Source organism: Streptomyces sp. Edi2, assembly GCF_040253635.1.
Lineage (GTDB): Bacteria > Actinomycetota > Actinomycetes > Streptomycetales > Streptomycetaceae > Streptomyces.
Map to the genome: position 1 here is coordinate 502,207 of NZ_JBEJGX010000003.1, position 19,652 is coordinate 521,858.

The 19,652-nt window shown below is 67.6% G+C and carries 13 protein-coding genes and 1 pseudogene; 8 read left to right on the forward strand and 6 right to left on the reverse strand.

What is annotated here, in order from left to right:
* Positions 1–121: 121 nt before the first annotated feature.
* The 3 genes and pseudogenes from ABR737_RS05725 to ABR737_RS05735 form a co-directional block, all read left to right on the forward strand.
* Positions 122–5,050 (forward strand): annotated as a pseudogene (locus tag ABR737_RS05725) (type I polyketide synthase); the annotation flags it as partial.
* 344 nt (positions 5,051–5,394) lie between these two features.
* Positions 5,395–6,000 carry a thioesterase domain-containing protein gene (locus tag ABR737_RS05730; protein ID WP_350249094.1) on the forward strand — a complete coding sequence of 202 codons (606 nt, stop codon included), beginning with the start codon at positions 5,395–5,397 and terminating at the stop codon, positions 5,998–6,000.
* A 5-nt stretch (positions 6,001–6,005) separates the two neighbouring features.
* Complete coding sequence (locus ABR737_RS05735; RefSeq protein WP_350249095.1) at positions 6,006–6,416, forward strand: winged helix-turn-helix transcriptional regulator; 411 nt, start codon at positions 6,006–6,008, stop codon at positions 6,414–6,416.
* A gap of 43 nt (positions 6,417–6,459) precedes the next feature.
* Here the strand turns inward: ABR737_RS05735 and ABR737_RS05740 are convergent, their stop codons facing one another.
* The 6 genes from ABR737_RS05740 to asnB all read right to left on the reverse strand — a co-directional run bounded on the left by ABR737_RS05740 (position 6,460) and on the right by asnB (position 12,893).
* Positions 6,460–7,719: a LuxR C-terminal-related transcriptional regulator gene (locus ABR737_RS05740; RefSeq protein WP_350249096.1), complete on the reverse strand. Its 1,260-nt coding sequence runs from the start codon at positions 7,717–7,719 to the stop codon at positions 6,460–6,462.
* 494 nt (positions 7,720–8,213) lie between these two features.
* Positions 8,214–8,615, reverse strand: coding sequence for a transposase (locus ABR737_RS05745; RefSeq protein ID WP_350249097.1), 402 nt, complete (start codon positions 8,613–8,615; stop codon positions 8,214–8,216).
* A 55-nt stretch (positions 8,616–8,670) separates the two neighbouring features.
* Positions 8,671–9,231: a hypothetical protein gene (locus ABR737_RS05750; protein ID WP_350249098.1), complete on the reverse strand. Its 561-nt coding sequence runs from the start codon at positions 9,229–9,231 to the stop codon at positions 8,671–8,673.
* Positions 9,232–9,323: 92 nt separating this feature from the next.
* A complete protein-coding gene (locus ABR737_RS05755) occupies positions 9,324–10,265 on the reverse strand; it encodes a diiron oxygenase (RefSeq protein ID WP_350249099.1) in 942 nt (313 codons plus the stop codon).
* A 27-nt stretch (positions 10,266–10,292) separates the two neighbouring features.
* Positions 10,293–10,994 carry a methyltransferase gene (locus tag ABR737_RS05760; RefSeq protein WP_350249100.1) on the reverse strand — a complete coding sequence of 234 codons (702 nt, stop codon included), beginning with the start codon at positions 10,992–10,994 and terminating at the stop codon, positions 10,293–10,295.
* 15 nt (positions 10,995–11,009) lie between these two features.
* Positions 11,010–12,893, reverse strand: coding sequence for an asparagine synthase (glutamine-hydrolyzing) (gene asnB / locus ABR737_RS05765; protein WP_350249101.1), 1,884 nt, complete (start codon positions 12,891–12,893; stop codon positions 11,010–11,012).
* 327 nt (positions 12,894–13,220) lie between these two features.
* On the opposite strand from asnB, the gene ABR737_RS05770 reads away from it, so the two are divergent.
* The 5 genes from ABR737_RS05770 to ABR737_RS05790 are packed head-to-tail and all read left to right on the forward strand — an operon-like array spanning position 13,221 to position 19,481.
* Positions 13,221–14,462, forward strand: a complete 1,242-nt coding sequence (locus tag ABR737_RS05770) for a 3-deoxy-7-phosphoheptulonate synthase (protein ID WP_350249102.1) — start codon at positions 13,221–13,223, stop codon at positions 14,460–14,462.
* 39 nt (positions 14,463–14,501) lie between these two features.
* Positions 14,502–16,649: an aminodeoxychorismate synthase component I gene (gene pabB, locus ABR737_RS05775; protein ID WP_350249103.1), complete on the forward strand. Its 2,148-nt coding sequence runs from the start codon at positions 14,502–14,504 to the stop codon at positions 16,647–16,649.
* Positions 16,643–18,118 (forward strand): AMP-binding protein, encoded by a 1,476-nt coding sequence (locus tag ABR737_RS05780; protein WP_350249104.1) that lies wholly within the window; start codon positions 16,643–16,645, stop codon positions 18,116–18,118. Before pabB ends, ABR737_RS05780 begins: the two co-directional genes overlap by 7 nt.
* Positions 18,112–18,936: an aminotransferase class IV gene (locus ABR737_RS05785; protein WP_350249105.1), complete on the forward strand. Its 825-nt coding sequence runs from the start codon at positions 18,112–18,114 to the stop codon at positions 18,934–18,936. The genes ABR737_RS05780 and ABR737_RS05785 overlap by 7 nt, the downstream gene beginning before the upstream one ends.
* A complete protein-coding gene (locus ABR737_RS05790) occupies positions 18,933–19,481 on the forward strand; it encodes a cysteine hydrolase family protein (RefSeq protein WP_350249106.1) in 549 nt (182 codons plus the stop codon). The genes ABR737_RS05785 and ABR737_RS05790 overlap by 4 nt, the downstream gene beginning before the upstream one ends.
* Positions 19,482–19,652: the final 171 nt, after the last annotated feature.

Below are 19,652 nucleotides of genomic sequence, written 5' to 3' on the forward strand. Positions count from 1 at the left end.
GATGGCTGACGACAAGAAAATTCTCGACACGCTCAAGCGGCTGACCACCGACCTCCGGCAGACCCGTCGCCGTCTCAAGGAGGTCGAGGACGCCCGTAACGAGCCGGTGGCCATCGTGGGGATGGCGTGCCGCTTCCCCGGCGGTGTGCAGAACCCCCAAGACCTCTGGAAGCTGCTCACTTCGGGTGGGGACGCCGTGTCCGCGTTCCCCGACGACCGTGGGTGGGACCTGGACCAGTTGTTCGGTTCGGAGGGCGTGGCAGGCACGTCGTATACCGCCGAGGGCGGATTCCTGGCCGGTGCGGGTGACTTCGACGCGGAAATGTTCGGCATTTCACCGCGGGAGGCACTGGCGATGGACCCGCAGCAGCGGCTGCTGCTGGAAGCGTCCTGGGAAGCCCTCGAAGACGCAGGGATCGATCCCCTCGCACTGCGCGGAAGCAGCACCGGCGTCTACGCCGGAGTGATGTACCACGACTACGGCTCCGGGGTGGACACGCTGCCCGAGGAGATCGAGGGGTACCTCGGCATCGGCACAGCGGGCAGCGTGGCCTCTGGCCGGGTGTCGTATGTGCTGGGGCTCGAGGGGCCCGCGGTGACGGTGGACACGGCGTGTTCGTCGTCGTTGGTGGCGCTGCACTGGGCGGTGCAGTCATTGCGTTCAGGTGAGTGCTCCCTCGCGCTTGCGGGCGGTGTCACCGTCATGTGCAACCCGCGCATCTTCGTGGAGTTCAGCCGGCAGCGCGGCCTCGCCCCGAACGGCAGGTGCAAGTCCTTCGCCGCGGCAGCCGACGGCACCGGCTGGAGCGAGGGTGTGGGTGTGTTGGTGGTGGAGCGGTTGTCCGATGCCGTGCGGAACGGGCATCGGGTACTCGCAGTGGTACGGGGATCCGCGGTCAACCAGGACGGCGCCTCGAACGGGCTGACAGCTCCCAGCGGGCGGGCGCAGGAGCGGGTGGTGCGGCAGGCGTTGTCGGGTGCGGGGCTGAGGCCCGGCGATGTGGATGTCGTCGAAGGGCACGGCACCGGGACGCGGTTGGGCGATCCCATCGAAGTCGGCGCGCTGGTGGAAGCGTACGGCCGGGAACGGTCCGGCGCCCCCTTGCTGCTCGGCTCGGTGAAATCGAACCTCGGCCACACCCAAGCCGCCGCGGGTGTCGCAGGAATCATCAAAATGGTGCAGGCCATGCGCCATGGCGTCGTCCCGGCATCGCAGCACGTCGACGCTCCCTCGCCGCATGTCCAGTGGGGTGAAGGCGTCGAGCTGGTCACGGCCGCGCAGGCATGGCCCGAATCCGACCGACCGCGCCGCGCAGCGGTCTCGTCCTTCGGCGTCTCAGGAACCAACGCCCACGTCATCATCGAACAAGCCCCACCCGTACCCCCGCCCGTCCGCAAGAGCGGTGGTGTGGTGCCCTGGGTACTGTCCGGCCGCACCGCGGACGCGCTACGGGACCAGACCGACCGTCTGCGCACTCACCTGGAGTCCCACCCCGAACTCGACCCCGTCGACGTCGGATACACCCTCGCCGTAGGACGCACCCACTTCGAGCACCGCGCAATGGTGGTGGGAGAGACCCGGGATGACTTGCTGGCAGCGCTCACGACTGCCAAGACCACGAGTGTGCGTGCCGGGCGGACGGCTTTCCTGTTTCCCGGGCAGGGCAGTCAGCGGCTGGGGGCAGGAAGGCAGCTCGCGGAGGAATTCCCCGTGTTCGCCAAGGCGTTGGACGCGGTCCTCACCGAATTCGACCCCCACCTCGACGTCCCGTTGCGTCAGGTGATGTTCGCGGAACCCGATTCGGAACGGGCGTCACTCCTCGACGAGACCGGTTACACCCAGCCGGCGCTGTTCGCGATCTCCGTGGCCCTTTTCCGGCTGGTTGAATCCTGGGGTCTCAAGCCCGACTTCCTGCTGGGCCACTCGATAGGTGAACTGGCTGCCGTCCATGTCGCCGGCTGTCTTTCGCTGCCGGACGCATGCGCACTGGTGGCGGCCCGCGGGCGACTGATGCAAGCTCTCCCCCGGGGCGGGGCGATGGTTGCCCTCCAGGCGTCCGAGGACCAGGTCGCTCCGGTCGTGGCTGCGGCCGGCGACCGGGTGTCCATCGCCGCGATCAACGGACCGTCGTCCGTGGTGATCTCCGGTGACGAGCAGACGGTGCTCGGCATCAAGGAGGAGTTCGAGCGCCGTGGCCGCAAGACCAAGCGGTTGCGTGTCTCCCACGCTTTCCACTCGGCTCATATGGATGACATGGTCGACGAGTTCCGGCGCATTGCCGCCGGTATGACGTTCCACGCACCCAGGATCCCGGTGGTCTCGGATGTGACGGGGCTTCTTGCCACTGCCGATCAGTTGTCCTCTCCGGACTACTGGGCCCGGCACGTGCGGGAAGCCGTGCGCTTCCACGACGGCATGCGCCAGCTGGCCTCCCAAGGCGTGCGCGCGTTCCTGGAACTGGGCGCGAGCGGAGCGCTTTCCGGTATGGGGCAGGACTGCCTGTACGACGTCGCGGACACGGTGTTCGCCCCCGCGCTGCGTGCGGACCGTCCGGAACCCCGGAGCATCGTCACCGCCGTTGCCCAGCTGCACACCCATGGTGTGCGCGTCGACTGGCCCGCCTTCTGGGAGGACACGGACACGCGCAGGCAGGCACTGCCGGCCTATGCCTTCCAGCACCGGCGCTACTGGCTGGCCGACACCCCTGCCACGCCCCGCGGGGCCGACGCGCTCGGCCACCCCCTGCTCACCCACACGGTGCACCTCGCCGATGACCCGGACACGCAGGTGTTCAGCGGCAGCCTGTCGCTGCGGACGCACACCTGGCTGGCCGATCACCTCATCCACGGCACGGCCTTGCTGCCCGGAACGGCCTTCGTCGATCTTCTTCTGTACGTAGGCGACCAGGTCGGGAGTCCCACGGTCGAGGAGCTGACCCTCGAAACGCCGCTGACCTTGCGCGATCAGGACCAGGTCGCACTCCAGGTGTCCCTCGGGCCGGAGGAGGCCGGGCGGCGGGACGTGCGGGTGTACGGGAGCACCGAGGACGGCGTCTGGACGCGCCACGCCAGTGGTGTCCTGACACACGCCGTCGAAGCCCGGACCGACGAGCTCGCGCAGTGGCCGCCGGCGTCGGCGACCGCAGTTGACCTGAGCGCCTTCTACGACCGGCTCGCCGATGACGGGTTCGACTACGGTCCGGCGTTCCGCGGGCTGCGCGCGGCCTGGCGGCGAGGAGACGACCTGTTCGCCGAGGTCACTCTGCCCGAGGAGCGCCACGACGAGGCCGGCTCCTTCGGGCTGCACCCGGCTTTGTTCGACGCGGCGCTGCACATCGCGAGCGGGGAAGGGGCGCTGCCGTTCGCCTGGACGGGAGTGTCGCTGTTCGCCACGGGCGCCCGGGAGTTGCGCGTACGGGTGCGCCGCACGGGGCCGGCATCGGTATCGGTGCTGGTGACCGATGCCTCCGGACGGGCGGTGGCGGCAGCGGAGTCCCTGACGGCCCGGCCTGTCTCGACGCTGTCCAGCGGTCATGCGAACGCGCTGTTCCGTGTGGACCTGGTGCCGGAGCAGGTCACGGCGGCTCCGGTTTCCTGCGTGCAGCTCGGAGTCGGCGAACTGCCCACCGGGGCACGCTCGGTGCCCGACCTGGCCGCGCTGGTCGCGGAGATCGGATCCGGGGCGGCGGTGCCGGAGGTGGTGATCGTCGAGATACCGCGGGCGGACACCGCTCGGACCGCCCTGGGCACGACGCTGACTCTGGTCCAGGCATGGCTGGCCGACGAACGGCTCGCCGCCGCCCGCCTGGTGTTCCTCACGCGGAGCACGGACGGGTCCGGTCTCGCGGCGGCCGCGGTCCAGGGCCTGGTGCGTTCGGCCCAATCGGAGAACCCCGGCAGATTCGCCCTGGTCGACGTGGACGAGCACGATGCCTCCGCCACCGCGGTGCCGGCGGCGCTGGCCTCGGCCGAGCCGCAGTTGGTGATCCGGGCCGGTGTGACGCACGCGCCCCGGCTGGCCAAGGCAGGGCAGGACCTCGGGCAGGCCACCGCCTGGGACCGCGACGGCACGACCCTGATCACCGGAGGCAACGGCGCGCTGGCCAGGCTGCTGGCCAGGCACCTCATGGTCGAGCACGGCGTGCGTAACCTGCTGCTCGTCAGCAGAAGCGACCCGGACCGCGCGCTCGGTGAGCAACTGTCCGCACTCGGCGGCAACATCACCCAGGTGAGTTGCGACGTGGCCGATTCCGCGGCGCTGTCAGCCGTACTCCGGGCCGTTCCCGAGCACCAGCCGCTCACCGCCGTCGTGCACACCGCAGGGGTGCTGGCCGACGCTGTCATCCCGGCACTGACCGAACAGCACCTCAACCACGTTCTGCGTCCCAAGGTGGACGGTGCGCTCAACCTGCACGAGCTGACCCGGGACCTCGACCTGTCCGCGTTCGTGATGTTCTCCTCCGCCGCGGGTGTCTTCGGCGGACCGGGCCAGGGCGCCTACGCGGCCGCCAACGCGATGCTGGACGCGCTGGCGGAGCAGCGCCACGCGTCCGGTCTCCCGGCACTGTCGCTCGCCTGGGGGCCATGGGTACAGAGCGGTGCGATGACCCGGGACCTCACGGACGTCGATGTTCACAGGATGAGTCGTTCCGGCGCGCGGCCGCTGTCCAACGAGGAGGGTCTGTCGCTGTTCGACGCGGCACGGGCAGCGGGCGAACCGGTGATGGTGCCCATCCGGCTGGACCTGGCCGCCGTGCGACGCGCCGACGGCAGCGACGTACCGGCACCCGCCCTGCTGAGGGGGCTCGTCTCCCGTGGCCGCCGAACCGTCGCGGCCGCCCCGGGGCCGTCCCTGTCCGACCGGCTGGCCGGACAGCCGGATGACCAGCAGGACCTGGTGCTGCTGGAACTCCTGCGCACCCACATCCGCGCGATTCTGGGACACAGCCCCACGCACGACGTCCCCGCCGACCGAGAATTCCTTGAACTGGGCTTCGATTCTCTGACCACCGTCGAACTACGGAACGGGCTGACTGCGGCAACGGGGTTGCGCCTTGCGCCGACGGCACTGTTCGACCACTCCACACCGATGGCACTCGCCCAACACCTGCGGAACGAACTCACCCAGCGGGCGCCCACCCCCGACGCGCCGGATTTCGTGCTGGGCACATTGCTCCGGCAGGCCGCCGATGCCCGCCAGGCGGGAGAGTTCCTGGGACTGCTCACCGAGATGTCGCAGTTCAGGCCCGCCTTCCACACCGGCGTGGCGAGCAAGCCCGTTCGGCTCAGCGAAGGTGACCGTGGACCTGCCCTGATCTGCGTGCCGTCGATGCTGGCGGTATCAGGGCCGCACCAGTACGCCCGCTTGGCCGCTCCGTTCCGGGGGAACGCGAGGTGTGGGCCCTGCCCCTGCCCGGCTTCAGCCGTGATGAGCAGGTGCCGGCCACGCGGCAGGCCGTGCTGGAAGCGCTGGCCTCGGGGCTCGGAGAGGCCCGCCGCACGGAACCGTTCGTGCTGTTGGGCCATTCCACCGGTGGCATTCTGGCCCACGCCCTGGCGGCACACCTGGAGGCACAGGGAGCGGGGCCGGCAGGGGTGGTGCTGGCGGACGTGCTTGATCTGTCCGAAGGTGACGACCGGGACGCCATCGCCCCCGCCTTGATCTCGGCGGTCCTCGAGCGCGACAACGTCCATGTGCCGGTCGACGACACCCGCCTGACCGCGATGGGCGCCTATCTGCGGTTGTTCCAAGGGTGGAAGCCCACCGTCGTCGACACACCCACCTTGTTCCTGCGGGCATCCGACTCGATGGCCCAGGAGACCAACGGAGGCCGGTGGCAGACCTCCTGGCCCCTGGAGCACGTCGCGCTGGATGTTCCCGGCAACCACTTCACCATGCTGGAGCAGCACAGTGACATCGCAGCCGGTCTCGTCGAGGACTGGCTCCAAAAATGTTCTTCCCTAGTGATCAACAGCGATCAACACAGCAATAAGCGGTGATCCCAGTGACACAGTCCATCCATGAATCAGTGCCGGTACAAGAAGGTACGGAGATTCCTGTCAAGGAAATCCTCTGCACCCTTTCCGCAAGATGGTCGGTTGAGGTTATGGCCGAACTGGACGGAGGGAGGCGCCGGTTCAACGAGCTCACCCGGCGGCTCGAAGGCATAAATCACAAGGTGCTCATCGAAACGCTTCACAAGCTTCAGCGTGACGGGTATGTCAGAGGCCCCCTCACGTCGTCGAAGAATTCCACCGTCCGGTTGGTCGGATACGAACTGACCGAGCTGGGAGTGACCCTGCTCCAACTCGTCAACGGCGTCAGGGAATGGCTTGACGAGCACGAGCAGAAGATCGTCGACGCGCGAAGCGACTTCGACTGGACGAAGCGGGAGATGGAATTCATGAAAGAGTAGGGTGCGCACGAGGGAGTGCACGAGGGAGGCCGGTCTCCGATTTCTATCGGCAGCTTTCCATCCAGGTCCGGGCCAGCTCGACACGAGACGTGATGCGGAGCTTCTTGAAGATACTCCGCAAGTGATGGGCAACGGTGTGCCGGGAGATGAATAACTTCTGGGCGGCCTGCGCGTTGGACAGCCCCAGTGCGACCAGCTCGGCCACGGCGGCCTCGGTTTTCGTCAGACCCAGGATTCCCGTGCCGGGTTCCCCGGGCCGGTCCGCGTGGTCGCGAGTGCCGTCGAGCCGCTGAAGCCTGCGTTTGAGCCGGGCCACGTCCCTGGGGGACTGCGCGGTGAGATAGCCGGCCGTGGCGCGTTCCAGCACCGTGGTGGCCCGGTCCAAGGCCCCTTGTGCAGCGAGCATCACGCCAAGGTCCTCCCGTGCGGAGGCAGCGGCCCATGGATCGGGGTGATGGTCCGCGGCGAAGAGCAGATCCGCGGCGCTGCGGCGGACCAGCCCTTCGGCGTGGCGGGCGGCGGCCTCCAGCGCGGGCAGCCCCCCGCTCCGAGTGGCGAGCGTGCGGGCGGTGGCCGCGATCCCTTCGGCGTTCTTCCAGTCGCGGTGCAGCATGAAGCGTGCCAGCCACGCTGCGGCCGCCGGGTCCGTCAGCAGGAGCCTTTCGCGGGCCTGGCCCGGTGAGATCAGCTGTTCCACCAGGGGAGCGGCCGCCTCTGCTCCGTGCTCTGCCTCCGTTGTCTGCACCACCATCCACGCACAGGCCAGGCCGTAGGTGTTCCCGAGTGCCCAGTCCATGGCCGCCTGCCGCGCATACGCGCCGGCGGTGCGCAAGTCTGCTCGTCGCAGCGCGCCCAGGGCCAGGAGAACACGGGCGTACGGCTTCCAGCTGTTCGCCGTCTCCTCAGGGGCTTCCAAGACGGCCTGCGCCTGCTCGAGCGCTGTGGAAACCCTGCCCAGGTTCCAGTTCAAAGCGGCTCGGAGGAATGTCAGAACAGCTCGGTACTGGTGATTTCCAGCAAGTGCGGCAGAACGTTCAGCAGCCGCAATACTGCGGTCGGCTTCATTGTTTTGACGCAGGGTGGTGGTCAGTGTGGCGAGCCATATCTTGGCCTGCAGCGGGACATCCAATTCGGACGTGCAGTAAATTCCACGGCGTGCGGCTTCCCGGGCTAAATGTAAAGCGTGCTTCGGCTGGCCATTAACCCACTTCTCCATCGAGGACTGCATGTATTGCCAGGTGGGGCAATCCGCAGTCGGAGTGTGACGTGCCTCGCAAAGAATACGATGAGGGTAAACTTGCATGACCCTCCTTCAAGTGTGACGAATCCCCCGCCCGTTCGGAACGTTATCACTTCCTTGGAGCTCGTAACACGATCATGAGTGGGCTTTCTTGAGGCGTCACCGGCAGACGAGACTTCAGGCCAAAGAGAAGAAGACGTTGTGGAGTTCGGTGGGGTTCCCGGGGAGAGCGAGGCGCTTGAAGTAGTGGGGCCGGGGGCGAAGGCCTACTCGACGACGCGGCGAGTTTGCCCATGCCTTTGCCGTCCGGGGCGCCCTTGCGGGAGATGAAGGGAAGGGGCCTATGCAGGCGGAGTGCGACGCGGTGGGGGTGGAGGCGGAGAGTCGTAGCCCTGTCGCCGAGCAGGGCGACGGCCGCTTGCACGGGCGCCCCGACGGCCGGCGACGGGACGGAATGCCGCCGCGGCGACACAAGGCTGGTGAACCGGTCGGGGCAGTCGGGGCAAGAGGCTGTGAACCTGCCGCGTGTCAGACATCACCAGCCTCATGACGCGCCATCAGGTGACGTCTACTGCACGCCTTGCGCCGGTCGACCGGCGACGGACCGGTGTCGGCACGCCCTTTTTTGCGCGGAGGTGGGAGCTGTCCACGCAGGCCCGTGACCAGTCGAGTTGGCCGGCCGCATGCAGTTCGGTGAGCAGAATGCGCTGCAGTTTGCCGAAGATGCCGGCCTGCTGCCAGCGTTCCAGGCGGCGCCAACAGGTCTGTCCGGATCCGAACCCCAGCTCCAGTGGCAGCAGTTGCCAGGAAATGTCGTTGTAGAGGACGTACAGGATGCCTTGCAGACAGAGCCGGTCCGCCACCGGTCGCGGCCCCGGCGACCGCTCGGGCCAGGGCGGCAGTAACGGCTCGATCAGCATCCATAATCTGTCGTCCACGATCCACGGTCGAATGCTCACACCTTCACAATGCTTCAGGTTCTTTAAAGAATGGGGCGGCCGCGATGCACGGGCTTCAGGCGCCGCCGGCGCCGGGACGCATATTGTCCAGCAGCGATTTGCTCTCCTCGCGCGCCGAAGCACCCCAGAACAACGGGGCCGAGTGCGCCATGAGTACGGCTGCCGCCCACCGGGGCTCCACGATGAGGAGGCCCTGTCGACCGGCCCACGGTGTGCAGGGGTGTTCCCGCGCTTGGTCTCGGGGTTGTTCTCGCGGCTGTGGCTTTTGCGCAGCGGGCTGGTTTTGTGCAGCGGGCCGGTTCGCCACGCACATGAAATGGACAACAAAGTCACAATCGACCGGGCTGGCGCCAGGAGGAAGAGGCCTGTCGACATCGGCTGAAGTGTGGAGCACGAAGTCCGTGATGGATGCTATGGGCTGACGGATTCTCAGGCGGAGCCGTCGGTCGTCCTGATCCTGTACGGGTTCGTCGAAGCGGAAGCTGTGGTCCAATTCGGCCGCGCGCTCAAGCCACTTCCGTAAATTGTCCATCCACAACGCGGGCCGCCCATTGGTGAACTCCGTGGCGTCCGCCGGCGGTGCGGACAGCAGTGCGAGTATGTAGTCGTTGATCACTGCGGTCTCCTGCCTTCTGCGGGTCGGGACGGCGACGCGTCTGCCGGTACGAAGGGCGGAATGCCCCACGCCCTACGCCCGCAGCCGATGGGTCATGCGTTCCGACGCAGACCGTGCTTGTCGAACGCTGCGGAAATCGCCGGGTCGGAGAACGCACCTTCCTGGGCCAGCATCCTCAGTGTGGGCGTCGCGTTGTCGACAAGGCTTTTGCGGACCTGCGGCAATTCCACGGTCTCGGCCACCACGCGCACCGGGTCCGCGAAGACGTCAGGGTAGCCGGCGAGCATGTGCGTCATCGCGCCTTCGTCCGGTCGCAGAAACGCCAGAATGATCTCGGGCAGAATGGCCCCGATCTTGGTCTGGAGCGGAGCCGGCATCTTCGGCCAGAGCGACTTGAACAGGCGCCGGAAGTAGGCGTGGTGCAGGCCCTCGTCAGTCGCGTGGTCGGCGGCCAGGTCCCGTACCGCCTGCTGCACCGAGGGATCCTTCGGCAGCTTGGTCAGGCTCCCGGTGATCAACGTCTCGGATACGATGGAGAAGAACAGCTTCACCAGGGGTCGGTACACCGGAAGTTCCGCCGCATACAGGCGAGAGAGCTCCTGCAGGAAGTACGGCCGGTGGGGAATCGGTTCCACACCGGTGTAATCCCTCACCGTCGTCAGCAAGGTGTGCGACATCTCCGCATGCGCTGCCTCGTCGGTGTAGATGCGCAGGAGGTCTTCCTTCATCTCCGCGGGCAGCCACGGGCAGAAATCCGGTGAGTGCAACAGGAGGCAGGTCTCGTTCACCGGCCCCAGTTCCAGTTGAACCGTGAACTCCAGGTAGACGTAGAGGGAGTGCACCAGGATCTCTTCCCGGACCTGTTCCGGGGCTGCCCGAACCTCCGGGTGGGCGAGCAGCGGGCACAGGTCGGGCGAAAAATAGTGCAACCCGCTCTCGAACGCTCCGTTCCTGCGCGGTTTCGATCGCACCCAGGACCGGTTATCCCACTGTTCGAAGAGCGAACGGTAGCCGGATTCTTCTGTTCGGTTCACTGGATCCGTCCCGTCTCCATTCTGTTTTCAGCCCGCGGGCCGATCTGCCGTATGAAACTCCAGCAACTGGTATTCGACATCGGCGAGCTGTGGGTGCGGTGCCGCGTGGATCTGCTCGAACCGCAGCCCCGCATTGCCGGCAACCTCGGTGAGGAGTGCGCGGTTTCCCATGTTGCTGTAACCGAGGAGGAGCCGGCCGCCGGGCTCGAGATGGCCGGCCGCCGACCGCAGGAACTCCTGGTGCATGACGTATCCGGGGTCGAATATCGCGTGGTGCAGGGGAGTTTCGTGCGCAAAGTCCGTCGGCGGTTCAATAAAGCTGGAGCTCCAGAACACCAGGTCGAAGCGCGTCTCGCGGTCCAGTGCGGAATACATGTCGCTGTGCAGTACGTGCACCCGGTCGGCGACGCCGTGGCGCGCCACATTCCGTCTGGTGTTCTCCACAGCGGTCTCGTTGATGTCCAGCGCGGTCACCTGAGCACAGCCGCTGAGGGCCGCGGTCACGGAGATCACGCCGGCTCCGGCTCCGATCTCCAGGAAACTGCCGCCCGCGGGGTAGGGAAGCCACTTCGCGTAGATTTCCGTCGACGGGCAAAGGGTCGGTGAGAAAACCCCCTCCAGCAGCTCGTATTCACGGCCGCTCAGAGTGAAGGCGGCATCACGGTTCTGGGTGTCAGCGTTCATCCGGAGCAGGTTGTAGCCCCGGGTCAGACTGAGCTTGTCGCTCACTGGTCCTCCGTACGGTCAGTACCGCAGTTCCGGGTTGCGGATCTCGAACCACACAGCCAGGTCCAGGACCTTCTCGAATGCCGCCCGCGGGGCGCCGGCGATCTGGTGCGGCGCCAGCTCGGTCGCTTCGGCGAGCTTGCTCCGGTCGAACAGATCGAATACGGGGCTGTTCGGCTCTTTGAGCAGGATCTTGACCTGCTCTTGCAGTGCGGCGCAGTACAGCGTGTCCTGGGTGGACGGGTAGGGGCTCTTGCGGCGCTCCACCACCGACCGGGTCACCACGTCCTTGACCGAGGCGCGCAGCAGGCTCTTCTCCCTGCCGTCGAAGGTCTGCATCGTCCACGGCACGTTGTACAGGTACTGGGCCAGGCGGTAGTCGCAGAACGGCACCCGGGTCTCCAGGCCCACCGCCATCGCCATCCGGTCGACCCGGTCCTCCAGCACCCGCATGAAGTGGTTGAGCCCCAGGTGCAGCGACCGCCGGTACATCCGCTGTTCCTCGTCCTCGCCGTCCAGGTACGGCACGCGCGCGGCTGCCTCCCGGAAGCGGTCAGCGGTGTATGCGTCGGCGTCCAAAGCGGTCCTGAAGTCGCCCGTCAGGTAGGCGGAGCAGTCGACCCGCTTGAGCCAGGTGGTGTGCCACGGGAAGGTGCTGCCGTACCTCGCGGCCTTCGACTGGTGCCAGACGTGGCCGGCGAAGATCTCGTCGGCGGCCTCGCCGCTGAGCGCCACGGTCACGTGCTCACGGACGGCCTTGAACAGCAGATACATCGAGCCGTTGATGTCGCCCATGCCCCAGGGGAGGTCCCACGCCGCCACCACGGAGCGCCGGAGGCCGGGGTCGGACAGCCGGCGGTGGTCGAGCACGATGTCGTGGTGCTCGGAACCGATGTGCGCGGCCATTTCCTTGGCGTACGGCGCGTCGGCGGAGTCGGCCATCTCATGGGGCTGGAAGTTCTCGCTCTGGCCGGGGAAGTCCACCGAGAAGGTACGGGCCCGGTCCCCCTTGGCGGTCAGGTGCTGACTGGCGAGCCCCGCCAGCGCACTGGAGTCCAGACCACCGGAGAGCAGGAGGCCCAGCGGCACATCGGCGACCAGCTCGTGCCGTACGTTGTCCTCCACCATCTGCCGTACCCGGGCCACCGTCGTGTCCAGGTCGTCGGTGTGCTCTTCGGCGGACAGCTGCCAGTAGGTGTGCTCGCGCAGCCCGTTGCGGTCGAACTCGATGACCGTACCGGGCGTCATCACCTTCATGCCGGCCCATACGGCGTTCTCGGAAGACGTGAAGAAGCTGAAGAGCTGACGCATTCCCTCCATGTCCACGGCAGGCGCGACGTCGGGATGCGCGAGAATGGCCTTGGGCTCAGATCCGAAGAGCAGGCCGTCCTTGGTCTGGTAGTAGTGCATGGGCTTCGTTCCCATGCGGTCCCTGATCAGGGTGAGCCGTTCGTAGCGGGAATCCCACACTGCGATGGCGCACATTCCCACCATGCGTTCCGCAATGGCGGAACCCCATTCGAGGTATCCGCGCAGCACGACCTCGGTGTCGCTTCTGGTGCGGAAATTGTGGCCTCGTTTGCGCAGTTCATCGCGCAGCTCGACAAAGTTGTACGTCTCACCGCTGTAGCTCAGGGTGACGGGCCCTCCGGGCGTATCCACCGTCATGGGCTGTGTCCCACCAGGCAGATCGATGATCGACAGCCGGCGGTGCCCGAGGGCCGCGTGCCTCGACAGCCAGTGCCCGGAGGCGTCGGGGCCGCGGCAGGTCATGCAGTTGGTCATTCCCTCAAGAATGTTCTCCTCATGCGAGAGGTCCTGACGAAAACTGACCCATCCGGCGACACCGCACATCTGCCGTCCTCCTGGAAAGTTCGCTGGTCGCTGGCCTCGGAACGCCATGCAAGCGGTGGCTTGCGTACGACGGGGAATTCCGCAATTGCGGACGCTATACGTGAGAAAAGTACCTTGCGTGAGCGAAGCCGCACAACTACGTACTTCAAGGTGCGTAGTGGTGACCGAACCGGTCGGCACCCGTACCTGACTGCAGGTCACCCAGCCTTTCACCGGGTGTCCGCGCCCTTAATGTGGGGCCCGCGCGTGCAGTGTCCTGCACCTTTCGCGTACCTCAAGGTACCTACTTGAATCCGGATTGAACCGGGTGTTCAAATAATCTTGGCCTGCGTCACAAGGCTCATACGCAGGAAGAGGGGAATAGTGGCACGCCTTATGCCGATCTCGACCCGCATCGGAGAACAACGGTCCCTTGCACGGGAAAGGGCCCCGTTAAAGACGTCGCCCACCGCCGGCTCCCTGCCTGCCGCCCAGCAGCCCGACTGGCACGACCCGGCGACTGCTCTTGCCGTCCGCCGGCGCTTGGCGGCGCTGCCGGCCCTGGTCGGCGCCGACGAGGCCGGAGAGTTGCGCGTACGCATGGCCCAGGTGCAGCGCGGCGAGGCATTCCTGCTGCAGGCGGGGGCCTGCGCGGAACCCTTCGGCAGGCATGCGGTGCGCAGCGCCGAGCGCGATCACCAGCTGATCAGCAGGATGGCCGACAGCGTCACCGCCCGGCTGAAGCTCCCCGCACTGACCATCGGGCGGATGGCCGGCCAGTTCGCCAAACCCCGGTCACAGCCGGTGGAGACGGTGGACGGGACGGTGTTGCCGATCTTCCGTGGTCTGCTGGTCAACGGGTCCGAGCCGGACGCCCGGAGCAGGCGCTCCGACCCCTTCCGTATGCTCGCCGCATACCAGACCGCTCGCATGGTGCTGGACCGGTTACACCGGCTCGACGCCTCGACGGGGCGGGACCGTTTGTGGGTGAGCCACGAGGCCCTGGTACTCGACTACGAGGAGCCCCTTACCCGGTTCGACCCGGTTACCGGCGAGTGGTTCGCCGGGTCGACGCACCTGCCGTGGATCGGCGAGCGGACCAGGCAGCCCGGCGGGGCTCACGTGTCCCTGCTGTCGGCCGTGAGCAATCCTGTCGCGTGCAAGGTCGGCCCCGGCATCCGCGCCGAGGACGTGCGGGAGCTGTGCGAACGCCTCGATCCGCACCGGCGGCCCGGGCGGCTCACGTTGGTCGTCCGGCTCGGCGCGCGGCGGGTGCGGGAACGACTCCCGGAACTCATCGATGTCACACGCCGTTCAGGCCACCCGGTGACATGGATCTGCGATCCCATGCACGGCAACACGGTCGTCACCTCCCACGGGATCAAGACCCGGCACATCAACGACATACTCGATGAACTCACCGGGTTCTTCGAGGTTCTGGGACGCGCCGGCCAGTGGCCCGGTGGCGTGCATCTCGAGGTCACCGGCGACGAGGTGACCGAGTGTGTCGGCCCTGGCGGCCCGGACGACGAAGCCGATGTGGCACTCGGCTACCGGTCGCTGTGCGACCCCCGTCTCAACGGCACACAGGCGATGCATGTGATCGAAGCGGTGGCGGATCTGGCCGCCCGTCACTGATCCGAACGGCGGGCACACGGCTCTGGAGGAGCAGCCTCAATGAGGACTCTGCTGATCGACAACTACGACTCCTACACGTACAACCTGTTCCAGCTGCTTGCCGTCGTCAACGGCGAGGAGCCGACGGTGGTGCGCAACGACGCTCCCGGAAGCGGCGCGCTGGAATGGGACACGTTCGACAACGTGGTCATCTCCCCGGGGCCCGGACACCCCGGCAGGGAACGGGATTTCGGCATCTCCACGCGCGCTCTGGCCGAGGCGACCGTGCCGGTGCTGGGCGTGTGCCTCGGGCACCAGGGGATCGCACTCGGCTCGCAGGCCGAGGTGGTGCCCGCTCCGGCCCCCAAACACGGCCATCTGACCACCGTCCGTCACGACGGGCGGGATCTCTTCCGTGGGCTGCCGCAGCATTTCACCGCGGTGCGGTACCACTCACTGTGCGTGCAGGAACCGTTGCCTGACGAACTCGAAGGCATGGGCTGGTCCGAGGACGGCGTGCTGATGGCGCTCAGGCACCGGCTCCGACCGCTGTGGGGGGTCCAGTTCCACCCCGAGTCGATAGCCACCGAATACGGGGCGGAGCTCGTCGCCAACTTTCGGGACCTCACGATCGAACACCGGCCGCGGCGGACAGCACGGCCTCGGCCGGTGCCGGTCACCAGCCGGCAGCGCCCGGCCCCGGCGGACGCCGAGGTTCCGCACCACGCGAAGTACCGGCTGCACGTCAGCCTCTTCGAGTCCACCGTGGACACTGCGTCGGCCTTCTCCCAGCTGTTCGCCGGCTCCTCGCGGGCCTTCTGGCTGGACAGTGCCCAGAACGACCCCGGGCGTGGCCGTTTCTCCTTTCTCGGTGACGGCAGCGGCCCGTTGGCCGAGTTCGTGCGCTATGACAGCGCCGAGGACGTGGTGCACGTCGAACGGCAGGGCCAGCTCCCCAGCCGCATACCTGGCGACGTGTTCGACTACCTTCAGGACCAGCTCCGGCAGCGTCGGGTCGACCGGGCCGGGCTGCCGTTCGACTTCGCCTGCGGCTACGTGGGCTACTTCGGTTACGAACTCAAGGGCGGCCTTGGTTCGCCCAACCGTCACCAGGCCCGGACGCCGGACGCCAGTTGGCTGTTCGCCGACCGGCTCGTGGTCGTGGACCACCATGACTGCCTGACCTACCTGCTGTGCCTCGCCGAGAACAGCGTGGCGGGCGAGCTGTCCGCCAACCACTGGCTCGACGACACGCTCACCTCCCTGCGCGAACTTCCGCCCGCCGAACCGGTGCGGTTGGTGACCACGGAGGCCACGAACGAGGCTCTGGTCGAACCGTGGCTGATGCGGGACCGGAAGCAGTATCTGGACGACATCGCACGGTGCAAGGACGCGCTCGTGGCGGGAGAGAGCTACGAGATCTGCCTGACCACCGCCGCCGAGCTCCCCGCGGTCGATGACGCCCTCGACTTCTACCGGCGGCTGCGCACGTACAACCCGGCACCCTATGCCGCCTTCTTGCGGCTGGACGACGTCGAGATCGCGAGTTCGTCACCCGAGCGGTTCCTGAAGCTGGACCGGCAGCGCATCCTCGAGTCCAAGCCGATCAAGGGCACGACCCCTCGTGATGCCGTGCCCTCGAAGGACGCCGCACTCAAGCGCGAGCTGGCCAACAGTGCCAAGACACGGGCCGAGAATCTCATGATCGTCGACCTGCTGCGCAATGACATCGGACAGGTCTGCGAAGTGGGCAGTGTCCACGTGCCCAAGCTCATGGCGGTCGAAAGCTACCCGACGGTGCATCAGCTCGTCTCGACGGTCCGGGGCAAGCTCCGGCCGGGAGCCGACGCGGTGGACTGTGTGCGCGCCTGCTTCCCCGGCGGTTCCATGACCGGGGCTCCGAAGCACCGGACCATGGAAATCATCGACGGGCTGGAGACGCAGGCCCGCGGTGTCTACTCGGGGACGCTGGGCTACCTGTCCTGCAACGGCACGGCAGATCTGAACATCGTCATCCGCACGGTGGTCTTCGCCGACGGAAAGATGCACATCGGCGCCGGAGGAGCGATCGTGCTGGATTCCGACCCGGATGAGGAGTACGCGGAGGTACTTCTCAAGGCCGCGGCTCCGCTTCGTGCGCTGTTCTCTGTGGCCGAGCAGCCGGTGGAGCTGCCGGGCGCCGGACCGACAAGGACTGCACAATGGTGAACATAGCTGCTGACCTGGCCGAGCGGGCCGCGCGATCGGGCTGGCTCGACCGCCCGGCAGTGCACACCGCCGAACGCACCTGGACTCATGGGCAGGTGCACGAGTTGGCCGCCAGGGCCTCGACGGTTCTGGCGGAGCACGGGGTCCGGCCGGGCGACCATGTGGTGGTGGCCCTTCCCGACGGGATCGGGTGGATCACCACGTTCCTCGGCACCGCTGTCCTCGGCGCGACCGCTGTCCTCGTCAATCCCGACCTGACCGCTGACGGTCACCGGTTCATCGTCGACGACTGCAAGGCAGTGCTGGCGGTGACCATGGTGGAGCGGGCGGGCGGCTTCGACGGCACGGCCGTGCTGGATGTCGAGACGCTGATGACGGCAGCCGAAGAGGCGCCGGCCACCGAGCCCCGTTCGCTCGCGTCCGACGCACGTCTCTACGTGCAGTACACGTCGGGCACGACAGGCGTCCCCAAGGGCGTGCCGCACCGCCACCAGGACGTGGCGGTGTATGCGAGCGCGGTGGGCGAAGAGGTCCTTCGCATCGGTCCGGACGACGTCGGTCTGTCCTTGTCGAAGCTGTTCTACGCCTACGGGTTCGGGAACGCCTTCGCCTTCCCGCTGTACACCGGTTCCTCCGTCGTGCTGCTCGGCGACCGGCAGACGCCGGGGGCGGTGCGGGAAGCGATCGCACGCCACGGCGTCACCGTGCTCTACGCCGTGCCGTCCGCCTACGCCAACCTGATCAGCAGCGGTGACCCCGCCGTGTTCGCCACCGTTCGTGCCGCGGTGTCGGCAGGCGAGAACCTGCGTCCGGGCCTGGGCCGCCGCATCTCCGAGTTCATGGCCGCGCCGGTGCTGGACCAGCTGGGCTCGACCGAGGTCGGCCACGCGATGTGCACCAACGGCGTGGACTTCTGCCTGCCCGGTACGATCGGCCGCGCGGTCCCCGGATACCGGCTCGAAGTCCGTGACAAGGCGGGCAATCCGGTTGCCGACGAGGTCGAGGGCGACCTGTGGGTCAGCGGTCCCACGGTGATGACGGAATACCTCAACCGGCCCCAGGACACGGCTCGGACGCTGGTGGACGGCTGGCTCGCCACCCACGACCGCGTGGTGCGAGGCAAGAACGGGTCCTACCGGCACGTCGGTCGCGCTGATGACATGGAAATGGTCGGTGGCGTGACGGTCTCCCCGCTGGAAGTGGAGGCCGCGCTGGGCGATCATCCCGCGGTGACGGAAATCGGCGTGGCCGTGCTGGCGGACGCCCAGGGCATCACCCAGCTGCACGCCTTCGTCGTGCCCAGGGACCCGGCCGGCCGGCCTGATTCCCTGCCCGCCCAGCTCGTCGCGCTGGCGCGGGACAGGCTCGCGCCCCACAAGGTCCCGCGCGTCGTGCACCTGGTGGACGCACTTCCCCGCACGCCCAACGGGAAGCTGCGCAGGCACATCCTCAGAAACGGGACGTGGTGAGCGCAGTGGGCCCGCCTCCGGGTGCGGAGCAGGTGTTCGTCTGGCGGGATGGTTCCTTGCTGCCGGACGGCCCGGCGGCCCCAGCGACCGCAACGACACGGACACGGTTGTCGCTGGCCGATTCCTGGCTGCTCAGCGACGGCCGGGTGCGCCGTATCGACCTGCACCGGCAACGCTTCCTGCGGGGCTGCGCCGCAGTGGGGAGCGTGTCCCAGGAGACCGCAGCGGCGTTCTGGCAGGCTGCCCTCGGCAAGCTCCCCATGGCCGGAGACTGGTTCCCCCGTGTGGAGCTGGCCGCTGAGGAGCCGGTCGCGTTGCGCTTGCGCATCCGGCCGTCGCCGGCCCGGAGCGGGCAGGTATCGGTGTGGGTGCCGGACACCGCCGACCCCAGGACGGCTCCGCATCTGAAGGGCCCCGACCTCGACGTACTCGGCGCGCTGCGCGGGCGGGCGGTGGAAAGGGGCGCGCAGGAAGCGCTTCTCACCACGGAGTCGGGTGTGGTCCTGGAAGGCGGATTTGCCAGCGTGCTGTGGTGGGACGAGGACCGGCTCTGTGTTCCGTCGGCGCAACTGCCCGTACTGGGCGGAGTCACCACGGCGGTGATCCAGGAACGGGCCGCGCAGCTCGGTGTTCCGGTCGGACAGCGACAGGTACCGGTGGAAGAGCTGGAAGGAAAAGAGGTGTGGCTGGTGAACGCACTGCACGGCATCAGACCGGTGCGGTCCTGGGTGGGGACGTCGATGCGGCCGGGGCCTGCCCTCCGCGCCCCCGAATGGCAGAAATGGCTGGCCGGCGAGAGCACCGGGGTGCGGGGATGACCGAAGTCCTGGTGGTCGTCGACATGCAGAACGGATTCATCACCGCGGAGACGGCCTCCGTCGTGCCCACCGTGGTCGACTTGGTCGAGCGCTGGGAGCGCACCGGGCGGGATGTCGTCTTCACCCGGTTTCTCAACCCGCCGGGTTCACCCTACGAACGGCTCATGCACTGGACAGGGTTCCGGTCGCCTCCGGAGAACGAGCTGATCGGGGAACTCACGGACCACGCGGCCCGCTCCGCCGCCGTGCTGGACAAGGTGCAGTACTCCGCGTTCACCGGGGAACTGGACAAGCTGGTCCGGCTCCGCGCCTGGACGGAGTTCGTGATCTGCGGGATAGCGACCGAGATGTGTGTGCTGAAGACGGCCGTCGACGCCTTCGAACGGGGCTTCCGGCCGCAGATCGTCACGGACGCGAGTCAGACGTACGCGGGCGCCGAGGCCCATGAGGCGGGGCTCGCACTTGCCGCACGGCTGGTCGGATCGGAGCAGCTGACGACCGTGAGCAGCCTGTTGGGTTCCGATCGCCCCTCCGCAACGCTCTGACGAGGACACGCGTACTCCACCACCGTGAGGGGCAGCGGCCGGGGGCAGCGGGACGGCGCCGTCGCGTCCGGCACGGCGCTGCCGCGTCCAGCCACCACCGACCGGCCCGGGCCGCCGCATTGGCGACGCTTCGGAGCGGCGCTTAGCGTGGGAGAGGACGGCGGTTCACAC